6 protein-coding genes are annotated in these 13,358 nt (G+C 73.0%); 2 read left to right on the top strand and 4 right to left on the bottom strand.

Going from position 1 to position 13,358, the window contains the following annotated elements:
* Window positions 1-31 precede the first annotated feature (31 nt).
* A complete protein-coding gene (locus ACIA8O_RS18555; protein ID WP_396294948.1) occupies window positions 32-439 on the bottom strand; it encodes a (2Fe-2S) ferredoxin domain-containing protein in 408 nt (135 codons plus the stop codon).
* A gap of 258 nt (window positions 440-697) precedes the next feature.
* On the opposite strand from ACIA8O_RS18555, the gene ACIA8O_RS18550 reads away from it, so the two are divergent.
* Window positions 698-1,132, top strand: a complete 435-nt coding sequence (locus tag ACIA8O_RS18550) for a CBS domain-containing protein (protein ID WP_396294947.1) — start codon at window positions 698-700, stop codon at window positions 1,130-1,132.
* A gap of 19 nt (window positions 1,133-1,151) precedes the next feature.
* On the opposite strand, the gene ACIA8O_RS18545 is transcribed toward ACIA8O_RS18550, so the two are convergent.
* Window positions 1,152-2,807: an FAD-binding dehydrogenase gene (locus ACIA8O_RS18545; RefSeq protein ID WP_396294945.1), complete on the bottom strand. Its 1,656-nt coding sequence runs from the start codon at window positions 2,805-2,807 to the stop codon at window positions 1,152-1,154.
* Window positions 2,808-3,075: 268 nt separating this feature from the next.
* Here ACIA8O_RS18545 and ACIA8O_RS18540 point away from each other — a divergent pair, with 268 nt between their 5' ends.
* Window positions 3,076-3,999 (top strand): SGNH/GDSL hydrolase family protein, encoded by a 924-nt coding sequence (locus ACIA8O_RS18540; protein WP_396294944.1) that lies wholly within the window; start codon window positions 3,076-3,078, stop codon window positions 3,997-3,999.
* Between the two features lie 262 nt (window positions 4,000-4,261).
* On the opposite strand, the gene ACIA8O_RS18535 is transcribed toward ACIA8O_RS18540, so the two are convergent.
* Both ACIA8O_RS18535 and ACIA8O_RS18530 read right to left on the bottom strand, forming a co-directional pair.
* A complete protein-coding gene (locus tag ACIA8O_RS18535; RefSeq protein ID WP_396294943.1) occupies window positions 4,262-6,685 on the bottom strand; it encodes an endonuclease/exonuclease/phosphatase family protein in 2,424 nt (807 codons plus the stop codon).
* 272 nt (window positions 6,686-6,957) lie between these two features.
* Entirely contained in the window at window positions 6,958-13,326 is a 6,369-nt protein-coding gene (locus ACIA8O_RS18530) for a DNRLRE domain-containing protein (RefSeq protein WP_396294941.1), read from the bottom strand.
* Window positions 13,327-13,358 lie beyond the last annotated feature (32 nt).

Genomic DNA, 13,358 nt, shown 5'->3' with positions numbered 1-13,358 from the left:
AAGCCGGACAGCGGCTCAGCCCGGCAGTGGCTCAGCCCGGCAGGCCGTCGCGGACCCGGCGGGAGACGGCGAACTCCTGGAGGTCCAGCGTCCCGGGCGAGTCGGCGACGCCGGGGCCGCCCGCCTTCACCCAGTCGGTGATCTCGTCGAGCATGTCGTCGGCCAGCACCCAGCCGAGCCAGACCGGGCGCCCGCCCGCCGCGCGGCCCTCGGCGGAGGGGCTGACCACCACCACGTTGGAGTGGTCGCAGGCGTCCAGGCAGGGCACCGCGCGGACCCGTCCGGCCGCACCGATCCCCTCCTTCAGCCGCACCAGCTGCGCCGCGTGGTCCACCTCCGGGTGCCGCCGCTCCGTCCCGCAGCAGCATCCCCGGCAGACCGTGACGGTGACGGGGGCCGGAGCCGCCGCGGCGGCCTCCTTGCGGGGGCGACGAGCCATCAGTTTCCTTCCGACGGGGGCCCGGCGGCATGGGTGCCGGGGCCGTGCTGCGGGCGCCGGGGAGGGCTGGCGCCACCCCCGTGATCACCCTGAATTCTGCACCACGGCACCGCGGCCCCGGCAGGGTGCGTCAGTACGGCCGCCGCCATGACGGAGCGTCACGGGCCCGGCCGCCCGCCGTGCGGTCCGTCCGGCACCTGCTTACGGTGGCCGCGACCGCACCCCGGACCCTCCGGGGGCGGACCGGAGGTTCGACTCATGATCACGGCCAGCGACATCATGCACGCCGGTGCCCAGTGCGTCCGTGCCGACCAGACCCTGCTCGACGCCGCCATGATGATGCGGGACATGGGCGTCGGCGCCCTGCCGATCTGCGGCGAGGACCAGCTCCTCAAGGGGATCATCACCGACCGGGACATCGTCACCCGATGTATCGCGGAGGGCAAGGACCCGTCGATGATGAAGGCGATGGAGCTCGGCGGCCATCTGCACTGCGTCCGCGCGGACGACTCGATCGACGCGGTGCTGAAGAAGATGGAGCAGCACCAGATCCGCCGCATCCCGGTGATCGACGGGGAGCGGCTGGTCGGCATGATCAGCGAGGCCGACCTCGCGATGGGTCACCGCGAGGGCGGCCGGCTGACGGACAAGCAGATCGTGGACTTCATGGACAGCGTCTACATGAAGCGCTGACCGGAGCCCCCGGGGCGGGTCAGGCGGTGGCCCTCGCCGCCGCCCGGCCCGCCGCCCGGCCGGAGAACAGACAGCCGCCGAGGAAGGTGCCCTCCAGCGAGCGGTAGCCGTGCACCCCGCCGCCGCCGAAGCCGGCCGCCTCACCGGCCGCGTAGACGCCCTCCAGCGGCGAGCCGTCGGCCCGCAGGACGCGGGAGTCGAGGTCGGTCTCCAGGCCGCCGAGCGACTTGCGGGTGAGGATGTTCAGCCGCACCGCGATCAGCGGCCCGGCCTTGGGGTCGAGCAGGCGGTGCGGGGTGGCGGTGCGGATCAGCTTGTCGCCCAGGTAGCGGCGGGCGCCGTGGATGGCGGTGACCTGGAGGTCCTTGGAGAAGGGGTTGGCCAGCTCGCGGTCCCGGGCCTCGATCTCCCGGCGCAGCTCGGCCTCGTCGATCAGGTCCTCGCCGCCCTTCGCGTTCATCCCCTTCACCAGTTCGGCGAGCGAGTCGGCCACCACGAAGTCCGCCCCGTGCCGCTTGAAGGCCTCCACCGGCCCGGTGGCCCCGGGCAGCGCCCGGCCGAGCACCCCGCGCACCGACTTGCCGGTCAGGTCGGGGTTCTGCTCCGAGCCGGAGAGTGCGAACTCCTTCTCGATGATCTTCTGGGTGAGCACGAACCAGGTGTACTCGTGACCGGTCGTCATGATGTGCTCCAGCGTGCCCAGGGTGTCGAAGCCCGGGAAGAGTGGCACCGGCAGCCGCCGACCCCGCGCGTCCAGCCAGAGCGAGGACGGGCCGGGCAGGATCCGGATGCCGTGCTTCGGCCAGATCGGGTCCCAGTTCTCGATGCCCTCGGTGTAGTGCCACATCCGGTCGCCGTTGATCAGGTGGCCGCCGGCCGCGCCCGCGATGTCCAGCATCAGGCCGTCCACGTGCGCGGGGACTCCGCTGAGCAGCTTCTGCGGCGGGGTGCCGAGCCGGGCGGGCCAGGCCTTGCGGACCAGTTCGTGGTTGCCGCCGATGCCGCCGGAGGTGACGATCACCGCCTGGGCGCGCAGTTCGAAGGAGCCGGCCACCTCGCGGGAGCTGGCCTCGCCGCGGGCCACCTGACTGGGCACCAGCACCTCGCCGGTGACGGTGTCGACGGCCCCGGCGGTGGCGGCGAGGCCGGTGACCCGGTGCCGGAAGCGCAGGTCCACCAGCCCGCGGGCGGCGGCGGCCCGGACCCGGGCGGCGAAGGGGGCGACCAGGCCGGGGCCGGTGCCCCAGGTGATGTGGAAGCGCGGCACCGAGTTGCCGGGGCCGGTGGCGGAGAGGCCGCCCCGCTCGGCCCAGCCGACCACCGGGAAGAACCGGACGCCCTGCCGGTGCAGCCAGGACCGCTTCTCCCCCGCCGCGAAGGCGACGTAGGCCTCGGCCCAGCGGCGCGGCCAGGCGTCCTCCGGACGGTCGAACCCGGCCGTGCCGAGCCAGTCCTGCCAGGCGAGTTCGTGCGAGTCGCGGATCCGCATCCGGCGCTGCTCGGGCGAGTCGACCAGGAAGAGGCCGCCGAAGGACCAGTGCGCCTGGCCGCCGAGGGAGGCGGCGGGCTCCTGGTCGAGGAGGATCACCTTCCGTCCCGCGTCGGCGAGTTCGGCCGTGGCCACCAGGCCGGCCAACCCCGCTCCGATCACGATGACGTCGGCGTCCAGTGCCACGGGGTTCCTCCAGGGGTGCGGGGGTGGTGTCGGGATTCTCTGGCCTGGGCCGGGCCGGGTCAACCACCGCGCACCGGATTTCCGCTCCGCCGGGTAGCGGAATTCCGCCGACAAACGATCCGCCAAGGATCGTAAATACCAGTGGAGTTGACGGAGCGAATGGATTTCCGCAACACCCCTGGACAGCCCTATTAACCTGCCAGTAACTTACTTGTCGGTAAAGCGAATTCCCCCACCATGCGTTTCTCTCCACCCCTCAGGAGGAACCGTGCTCCGCCATGCCCGGAAATTCTTGGTCGCCGCCGCCGCACTGGCCGCGTTCGCCGCCCCCACCACCGCCACCACCGCCCAGGCCCAGACCGGATACGGCCCGTACGTCGCGCTCGGCGACTCCTACGCCGCCGGCGCCGGCGTACCCGGCCAGTCCGCCGGCCTCTGCCTGCGCTCGGACCGCAACTACGGCCACCTGGTCGCGGCCGCGCTGAGCAGCCCCGCCTACACCGACGTCACCTGCGCCGCCGCCAAGGTGAAGCACCTCACCACGGCCCAGTACGACGCCTTCCTCCGGGTCAACGACCCGCAGCTGGACGCGCTGCGGCCGGACACCGGGCTGGTCACCCTCGGCATCGGCGGCAACGACCTCGGGGTCACCGACCTGGGCGTCGGCGACGTGATCGGCGTCTGCATCGCCGGGGCGGTGGTCAACCCCTTCGGCACCCCGTGCAAGGACGTCTACGCCGACGGGCACTGGGAGTGGCGCGACTGGTCCTTCCAGTGGGTCTACGGCGAGGACTCGCTGCGCGCCCGGATCGCCGGGGCCGCGCCCCAACTCGCCGACATGCTGCGGAAGATCCACGCCAAGTCGCCCAACGCCAAGGTGCTGCTGGTCGGTTACCCGGCCGTGCTGCCCGAGGACGGCCGCAGCTGCATCGGCCGCCAGCCCGTCACCCCCGGGGACGTGGACTACCTGCGGGGCGTGCTGGGCGAGTTGAACGCCATGCTGGCCCGGACCGCCGCCGCCAACGGCGCCACGTACGTGGACACCCTGTCCCCCACCAGGGGCCACGACGCCTGCTCGGACGACCGCTGGGTGGAGGGCGCGCTGCCGGGCTCCCCGGCGGTGCCGTTCCACCCGAACGCGGCCGGCGAGCGGGCGATGGCCGGCGCGGTGCTCAAGGCACTGGGCCGGTAGCACCGGAGAACGCGGCGGGGGGGGGGGGGGGGGGGGGGGGGGGGGGGGGCGGGCGGGGGGGGCGGGCGGGGGGGGGGCCCCCCCGCCCCCCCCCCCGCCGGGGGCCGCCCCCCCGCCCCCCCCCCCCGCGCCCCCCCCCCCCCCCGGGGGGGGGGGGGGGGGGGCGGGGGGGGGGGGGCCCCCGGGCGGGGGGGGGGGGGCCGGCGCCCCGGGGGGGGGCCCCCCGGGGGGGGGGGGGGCCCCCCCGCCGTGTCGATCGGCCTTACGGCTTGATGCGGACGATCTGCGGGTCGTGGTCGCTCGCCTGCTGGGCGAACTCGGCGTTGATGTGCACCACGTCGTACTCCACGTGCTTCAGCGCCGGGCTGACCAGGGTGTGGTCCAGCACCTGCGAGTTGCCCTGGAAGACGTAGGAGTAACGCTCGTTCGCCGGAAGCTCGTTGACCAGGTCGCGGAGCACGCCGTCCTTGGTGAGGGCGGTCAGCGCCGGGGAGAACTGGAAGTCGTTCAGGTCGCCGAGCGAGACCACCCGGGCCTTCGGGTCGGCGGCCAGCAGCTTGGCGACGAAGGCCTGCTCGGCCTGGGCCTGCTTGACCCGCTGCACCTCGGAGGAGCGGGTGGGCGCCTGGAAGCGGCTGTCCAGGCCCTGGTCGCCACCCTTGCTGTTGAAGTGGTTGGCGATCACGAAGATCTTCTTGTTGTGGAACATGAACTCGCCGACCAGCGGCTTGCGGCTGCTCGCCCAGGCCTCGTTGCCCGGGTCGATCCGGCCCGGGGAGGCGGTCAGCGAGGTCCACTTGCCGGAGCCGGTCACGCCCACCGCGGTGGTGGCGTCGCCGCCCGCGATGTCGTTGAAGGAGACCCGCTTCGGGTTGAACAGGAAGGCGGTGCGGATGTTGCCGCCCGGCTCGCCGCCGTCCTTGCCGTTCTCCGGGTCGATGGTGCGCCAGTCGTAGGACGGGCCGCCGGCCGCGCGGATCGCGGCGGCGAACTTGGCCAGGGTCTGGCTCGCGTCCACCGTGCCGTCGTTGACCGCGCCGTTGTTGTCCTGGATCTCCTCCAGCACCACGATGTCGGGCGAGCGCAGGTTGGTGACCACGCCCTTGGCCAGCTCGGAGAACTTCTCGTCCGGGTCACCCGGGTCGAGGTTCTCCACGTTGTAGGTGGCGATGGCGACCTCGCTGGGCAGCGCGCGGTCGGTGACCTCGCGCTCCAGCTGGTTGTCCACGTGCTCGCCGATGGTGTTGGCCACCAGGGTGTAACCGCCGAAGCGGTTGTAGTCCAGCGGGCCCTGGGTGCCGCCGTAGATCTCGTCGCCGACGTTGGCCACCGGGAACGGACGCTGGGCCTCGGTCAGCGCCGACTGGATCATCAGGCGGCCGGAGTTCTGGCCCTGGTAGCCGAGGTACGCGGCGCCGCCGCGCTCGGTGCGCGGGTCGGTCGGACGGACCGTCACCCAGAGCTGGTGGTGCTCGTCGGTGGCCTGGACGACCCGGGCGTGGCCCAGCTGGACGTTCATGCCCTCCAGCGACTCGAAGCGGTCGAGCGCGTAGTCGGCGGGCTTGAGCGGCAGCGGGTCGATCGAGCCGCCGGCCGCCTCCTGGGTGTACGCGGCCGGGAGCGAGGCCTCGTCCAGCAGCACCGCGGCGGGCACCGGGTTGCCGGCGGAGCGGACGGTGACCTGGGGGTTGGTCAGCTGGGTGAGCGACTGGCCGCCCGCGCTGAACGCCGGGTAGTACTCGGCGACCTTGCCGGTCACCAGCACCGAGTCGCCGACCTTGACGGCCGGGTCGGCGCTGCCGGTGTAGACGAACAGGCCCTCGCTGGTGGCCGGGTCGGCGTCCGCGTCCGGGTCCTGGAACCAGAAGCCCTTGGAGCCGTAGGTGCGCACGGCGGTGACCACGCCGGGCACGCCCGCGATGGTCTTGCCGGTCAGCGGGGAGAGCCGGGTGGTGCCCTGGATGTCGTGGATGCGGACGGTGCCGGGGTCGGTCGGGCCGGTGCCGGTGTCGCCGCCCTCGGCGGCCTCGCCCTTGGAGTTCACCGGGGAGGGCGAGGCGGCCTTCAGGTCGGCCGCGTTGTCGTCGGTGTCCGGCAGGCCCGCGGTGCGGGCCACCGAGGCGGTGTTGCTCGCGCCCGCGGCGGGGCCGGAGCCCTCGCGGACCACGGCGGTGCCGAAGCCGACCAGGTCCTTGATCCGCGGCTCGGCCGCGCAGTCGGCGGCGGTCTTGCAGGTCAGCGGGGCGGTGCCCTGGACCAGCGCGACGGTGCCCGAGGTGCCGGAGAGCGCCAGCGAACCGGAGGCGTCCGGGGCGGGCAGCGCGACGGTGCCGCCGGCGCCGGGGGCCTCGGCCACCAGGTAGCGGCCGCCCGCGGCGATGGTGCCGGTCAGCGGGGTGACGCCCCACTGGGTGTTGGCGCCCGGGGTGCCGGGCAGGTACTGGACGCTGTAGCCGGCCAGGCTCAGCGCGCCGGTGCCCTTGTTGGCCAGCTCGACGAAGTCGTTCTTCAGGGTGGCGCCGGAGTTGCCGCCGCCGCCGTACACCTCCGCGATGACCGCGTCGGCCGAGGGCACGGCGATCGCACCCGGCAGCGGGACGAGCACGAGCGAGGCCGCGACGCCGGCCGGCAGCAGGGTGGCGCGCAGCAGCGCGCGACGCGAACGGGGGGCGGTGGACTTGGTCACCGGGCAGGGCTCCTCGGTAGGACGCTCCGGCGGTCGTGGGGTCGCCGGGGCTGAGGGTGGGTCAGGCAGCGGACCGGAGGCCACTACCCGCGTAGATCATTACCGGCCAGTACCGGCGGCCCAAAGATACGCGCGTAGAAAATGGCGCGACAAGACTCCGTCAGTTAACAATCGGCAACGGTCCGGGCGCGGGGACGCCCCGCACCCGGACGACGGGAAGGCCCGCCGCCCCCGGAGGGGCGACGGGCCGACGGTCCGTCAGAGCTGCCTGGTCAGACGTGACGGCGCAGGTTGCCGGCCAGCTTCTCCCAGGTGAGATGGGCACCCTTCCGGTACATCCACGCGGTGAGCGGGCAGTACCAGGTGTCGATGCAGTCGTCCGCCGGGCTGTCCCCCGCGGTGTGGCCGTGGGTGGTCAGGTAGAGCCGGCCCATGCCGATCCGGTCGGTCCGGCCCTTGGTGATGGTGAACTGGATGTAGCTGTTGCGGCCGTGCACGAAGCTGCCCTTGCGGGTGCCGAGCTTCAGCGTGTTCGAGCCGATGTAGGCGACCCGGACGTTGAAGTTGATCGAGCCCATGCCCCAGGCGAAGGAGTCCCGCAGGTCCATCTTCTGGCCGACGTAGGTGATCTTGTTGGCCCGGCCCTTGAGCGGGAAGATCTTGCCGAAGTTGGCCATCCAGTACTTGAACAGGCCGCTGGCACTCCGGGTCCCGTTCCCCAGGTCGAACTTGAACGAGTAGTCCAGGGTGCCGGTGGTGTCCCGGCAGTTGACCGGGTCGCCCGAGCAGTAGCCGTAGGCGTTGGCGCCGCCGTTGGGCACCGGGTCGGTGGAGAGGAAGCGGCCACTGGCCGGGTTGTAGACCCGGGCGCCCATCAGCACGGTGCCGGTCGGGGTCTCGCTGGAGCGGACCTTCTCACCCAGCCAGTTGTACCGGGTGGCCGGCTGGCCCGAACGCGGGTTGCCGTACTCGTCGTTGTCCAGCACCAGCAGGCTGTCGGCCGGGTCCAGCGGAAGCCGGAGGGCCACGTCGCCGTGCACGTTGGAGAACTGCAGCACCACGTCGCCGGTGGCCGAGGTGGTGGCCCCGAAGGAGCCGCCGGCCGTGTCGACGATCCGGGTCAGCTCGCCGGTGGCGGCGTCCTCGGTGATCCAGCGCGGGCTGTCGCCGTCGCTGGCGTAGTGGTTGGTCCTGGCGCCGTCCTGCACCCAGCCGCCGCCGTCGTTGCCCTCGGTGGTCCAGGACCGGTTGCGCAGGTTGGCGTCCAGCGCCCAGGTCTGCCGACGGGTGTCGGTGGTCTGCTGCTGGAGCAGGTCGTTGGCGTACCAACCCACCTGCACGCCGGGCAGGTTGGTGGTGCGGCCGAGCGCGTCGTAGGCGTGCCCGGCGTCGACCAGGCGGTCGGCGCTGTCGTACGTGGAGGTGGCGGTGGTGCCGCCGGTGGCCGGGCAGCCCGCGCCGGCCGCGGCCTCGGCGGTGGTCAGCGAGGTGCGGTTGGCCCGCTTGTCGAAGGTGTAGGAGCGCTTGGTGCAGGTGTCGCCGGTGGTGTCCTCGACCGAGGTGAGGCGGCCCAGCCGGTCGTAGCGGTAGTCCTGCGAGGACCAGCCGGAGTGGCTGGTGAGCTCGCCGTTGGCGGCCCGGGTGACGCTGTCGGACATCACCACGGCGGCGTCCGAGTCCCGGGTGTAGACCCGGGAGGTGACCGCACCGGCCGGGTCGCGCTGGACGTTCAGGGTGTAGCCGCCGGGCAGCTTCTCGGTCGAGACCTCGCCGTCCGGGTCGAAGGCGACGGCGAACGAGCCCGCCACCGAGTCCACCGTGCGCACCGCCAGGCCGCGCGGCTCGACCGCGTGGTCGTAGACGTAGCTGACGCTGGAGGGCGCCGAGTCGGTGGTCTTCACCAGGCGGTTGAGCAGGTCGTACTCGGCCCGGGTGACGCCGCCGTCGGCGTCGGTGTAGCTGACCATCCGGCCGAGCCGGTCGTACTCGCGGGTGATGGTGCCGCCGGTCGGCGAGACGGTCCTGACGGCCCGTCCGGTCACCGGGTCGTACTCGGTGGTGCTCTGCGGCGGGGCCTGGCCCAGGCCGCCGGTCAGGGTCACCGAGAGGGTGCGGCCCATCGGGTCGTAGCTGGTGGTGTTGGTGCGGGTGGTGGCGCCGACGGTCTCGGTGACCTTGGTCTGCTGGCCCCACCAGTCGTACTCGGAGGTGATCACGGGCAGCGCGGCCGGGTTGGCGCCGCCGCCGGTGATCGCGCCCGCCGGGCCGGTGGTGCAGGCCAGGTCGGCCCACTCCGGGCGGCCCTTGCACGGACCGGTGCCAGTGCCGGACCAGTAGCTGGTCACGGTGGTGGCGGCGTCGGCGCCGGTGGCCCCGGGCAGCAGCTCCTTGACGGCGCGGCCCTGCGCGTCGTACTCCACCGCGTTGGTGACGGCCTGTCCGTTCGGGTCCTGGACCTCGCGGACCGGCAGGCCCTTGACCCAGTCGTAGGCGGTCTCGGTGACCCGGGCGTCGGCCATCAGGGCCGGGTACTCCAGCGGCTGCGCGCCGGCGCTGACCTTGGTGACCTGGTCCTCGACGGTGGCGTCCGCCGGGCGGCCCTGGTCGTACTCGCTGACCGTCCAGTTCCGGGCCACCAGAGTGGCGCCGGCCGGCTGCACGGTGGTGGCGCCGTTCTTCAGGTCCTCGGTCAGCTCGATCCGGCGCAGCGGGCCGAAGGTCTCCAGCGCCCGGGTGCCCTTGTCGTTGAACACGGTGCGGGCGGAGAGGAGTTCGGCCCGGGCGGCGGCGGTCAGGCCGCCGATGCCGAGGTCGGACTGGACCGCCTTGTCGGCGGCGGTGAGGCCGAGCGCGAGCGAGCGGTTGGCGGCCGACAGGGCCCGCACGGTGTTGCCGTACCGGTCGTACTCGGTGGTGGTCAGGTGGCCGCCGGGGACGGCCGAGTTGACCTCGCGGCCGGAGGCGTTGGTGTAGGTGATCGCGGCCCGCTTGTAGGCGGCCGGGGTGAGCGCCGAGCCCGCGTTGCCGGCCGGCACGGCGTCCGGCGGCAGGATCGCGGTGGCGTCGGTCGGGGCGTCCGTCTGGCCCCAGGCCGCAACGTCCGAACCACCCAGCTGGTACGGGGCGTTGGCACCGGTGAGCGGCACGTCGTAGACCACCGTGGAGGTGGCGGTGCCCTCGGTCACGTCCTTGCTGCCGGGCTTGAGGCCGGCCCGGGAGACCGAGAGCAGCATGCCCTCGCCCGCGGTCGCGGAGTTGCCCGCCTTGCCGTAGGCGAAGCTCCACGGCAGGTCGATGCCCGGGGTCAGCTTGGTGACCCGGCCGGCCGCGTCGTAGTCGTAGGCCACCGGGGCGGCCTGCGGCTGCAGCGGGTTGCGCTGCTCACGCAGCTTGCCGGAGCCGTCGTAGCGGTAGCTGGAGACCACCTTGGCGGTGGCCGTCGAGGCGCCCGGCTCGGTCGCCCAGAGCCTCAACTCCTTGACCTGGCCGGCGAAGTCGCCGAAGGCGGCGTCGGTGCCGGTGGTGGCGTCGGCGTAGACGTACTCCAGCACCCGGCAGCCCGCGGTGCTCGGCACCGAGGCGCAGGTGGCGGCGGCCACCGCGGTGGTGGGCGCGATCACCAGCTTGGGGCGGGAGAGCTTCTTGCCACCCACCGTCACGGCCTCCGAGGTGACCGTGGTGGTGGAGTCGGCGATGCCGTTCTCGGCGCTCGACGAGATCCGCCAGGTCGGCTGGGCGGCATCGGCCTTGGTGAAGGTCACGGTGTCGCCGCCGGTGTCCTTCAGGGCGAAGGAGGTGGCCGTGGTGCCGGTGAGGGTGAGCTCCTCGGCGCCCGGCTCGGGCTTCCAGCCGCCGCCGGTGGTGGCGGTGAAGCCGTACTCCCGGCCCGCCACGTCGACCAGCGCGACCGAGGTGGCCGAGGTCTGCTTGACGTAGGACCAGGCGGTCTCGTTGACGTCGATCACGGTTCCGGCCGACCACTCGGCGCCGAAGATCGGGGCCTGGCCGTCCTCCTGGGCCCGCGCGTTGCGGGAGGAGAGCGAGCGGGTGGCCGAGACCTGGAAGGCCGAGGCATCGGTGGCCGAGAGGGTGTAGTCGCCGGTCAGCAGGTTGAGCGTGCCCGGGCCGTGCGCCTCGTTCGGCGCGGTGCCCGCCTTGCGGTCCACCGTCACGGTGTTGGGCTCGGAGGCGTCGGTGGCGGAGCCGTCGGTGAAGACCGCGCGCACGTCGACCGGGCCGTCCTGGGCCAGTGTGTCGGTGATGTTCCAGGTCAGCGGGGCGGGCTTGCCGGCCGCCGCGGCGTACGGCCAGGCGGCGAGCGAACCGCCGCCGGTGGTGGTCACGTTGGCGGTCGGCACGTCCTTCCAGGCGTCCGCCTCGCCGCGCCGGTACTGGTAGCGCACGCCGGTGTAGCTGCTCTTGCCCTCGGCCTGCAGCACGGTGCGGCGGGCCGGGCGCTCGCCGTCGCCGGGAGTGGTCAGGGCGGCGCCCTTGCCGGCGTAGAACACGTGGGTGCGGTCGGCCGAGAGGTTGCCCGCCGCGTCCCGGGTGTGCACCGTGACGGTGTGCTGGCCGGCCTTGAAGGTGAGCGCCTTGGTGACCGCGGCTCCGGTGGTGGCGACGGTGACCCAGGCCCCGCCGTCCAGCTTGTACTGGATGTCCTTCACGTCCGAACTCGGCGGCGTGAAGGTGAAGTTGCCGGTGAAGTTGCCGGAGCCGTCGGCGCTGCCGGACCACGCGCCGGCCGGGAAGTCGGCCGAGCCGATGGTGGTCGCGCCGGGCGCGGTGGTGTCCACCGTGAAGGTCTGCCAGGCGGACCAGGTGCCGTTCCAGATCAGGCCGTCGTAGACCGCGGCCCGCCACTTGTAGGCCCCGGGGGCCAGCGCGGTGGTGGGCGTCCAGGGCGCGTTGGTGCCGGAGGCGGCGAAGGCCGACTTGCCGGTCTGCAGCGCGGCGGTCCCGTTGGCGGCCCAGATCTCGTAGGAGAGCTGGACGGTGTTGCCGTCCGGGTCGGTGGCCTTGCCGGTCAGGGTCGGGGTGGAGTCGTTGGTGAGCGCGCCCGACAGCGGGGAGATCGGGGTGGCCGCACCCGGCTTGGTGTTGTAGGTCACCGACAGGTAGGGCGTGTTGGAGGCCGCGTTGCCGGAGTTGAACTTCTTCCAGGCGTACTCGTCGGTCTCGTCGGTGGCCCGGATGCCCAGGGTGTTGTTGGCGTTGCCGTTGTTCGCCCAGGCCTGCACCAGGGTGGTGACGTCGGTGTTCACCCAGCCGTCGCCGCAGCTGGAGGAGTAGCCCTTGGTGGAGGTGGAGGAGGCCCACTTCTTGTTCCAACCGGGCTGCGCGGTCCACCGGGTGGCGGTGGAGGCGCTGCCGGTGTCCCAGACCTCCCAGCCCTTGGCCGTGCAGGACCAGGAGTGGAAGTTCCACAGGTTGAGCTTGGCGTTCTGGATCTGCTTCCCGGTGATCTTCGCCATCGGGAACTGCAGGAAGGAGCGGGCCACCTGGCCGGAGCCGTTGTTGCCGAGCTTGAGCTCGGTCTGGCTGGAGACGTCGGTGGCGTAGCCCTGCTGGACGAAGGTGTCGAAGCCGACCCCGAGGTTGACCGCCGGGTCGACGGTGACGGGGTACTGGGTCTTCGGGTCGTTCAGGAAGGCCGCGTCCGGGGTGAGCGTGAGGTCGACGGCGTCGCCGTTCTGACTGACCTTCAGGCCCACCGGGGCGGTGTTCCGGTGGTCGCCGGTGCGCGGGTCGACCTGGGCGTCCCACATCACCGGGGCGGGCAGCACGCCCGCCTCCAGGCCGGTCTTCGGGTCGATGAAGGAGACCGAACGGTCCTCGTTCGCCCGGGCGGTGAGGCCCTTGGCGTCCAGGGTCATGGTGACCGAGCCGTTGGCCGCGACGGCCGATCGGTCCTTGAGCTCCAGGAACTGCTCGAAGCCGGTCCGGGTGGACTCGATCACCAGGTCGGTCGCGGTCAGCGCGTCCGGGTACCGGGCCTTGGTGCCCTCCAGGGTCGGCGCGGGCAGCGCGCCGCGCCAGGACAGGGTCATGGCCTGGCCGTCGGCGCCGCCCTGCAGGGTGACCAGCGGGGTGCTCGGCACCGGCTCGGCCGCGGCCGAGCCGGCCGACGGGGCGGCCTTGGCCTTCGGCCCGGGCTTGGGGGCGGCGCTCTTCCCGGCCAGGGTCAGGCCCAGCGGGTGGCCCTTGGCGGTGACCTTGCCGTCCGGCTGCTGCACCAGCGAGACGTCCACGTCCTGCCAGCGGCCGTCCGTGCCCTTGAAGCGGACCGGGCCGGTGGCCATGTCCTGGGTGGTCGAGCCGTCCGGGTTGGCCCAGAGGGTGACCGTCTCGGAGCGGGCGTCCAGGATCTCGATCCGGCGGTTCTCCAGCCGGGCCTTGACCCGGGCACTGGCCTCGTTCTGGGCCTCGGCCGGGCCGGCCGTCCTCGGCGCGGACGAGGGGAGCTCGATCCGCGAGGAGTCGGCGGTGACGGCGAAGGCCTGACCGGTGCTCAGCATCGCGACGCCGCACTCGGCGGCCATCAGCACCGAGAGCGCGACGGCCAGCGGCCGCAGGCCGGGGCGCCCGCTGCGGGGGCCGTGGGACGACGGCGGGGCTCCGCCGCCGGGAAGGCGTGACATGGTTCTCCTTGAGGCATGACCATGACAGCGAT

It is taken from the genome of Kitasatospora sp. NPDC051853, assembly GCF_044452665.1.
Lineage (GTDB): Bacteria > Actinomycetota > Actinomycetes > Streptomycetales > Streptomycetaceae > Kitasatospora.
Note: the sequence above shows the minus strand (reverse complement) of the source record. Positions and strands in the feature narration are given on the sequence as shown.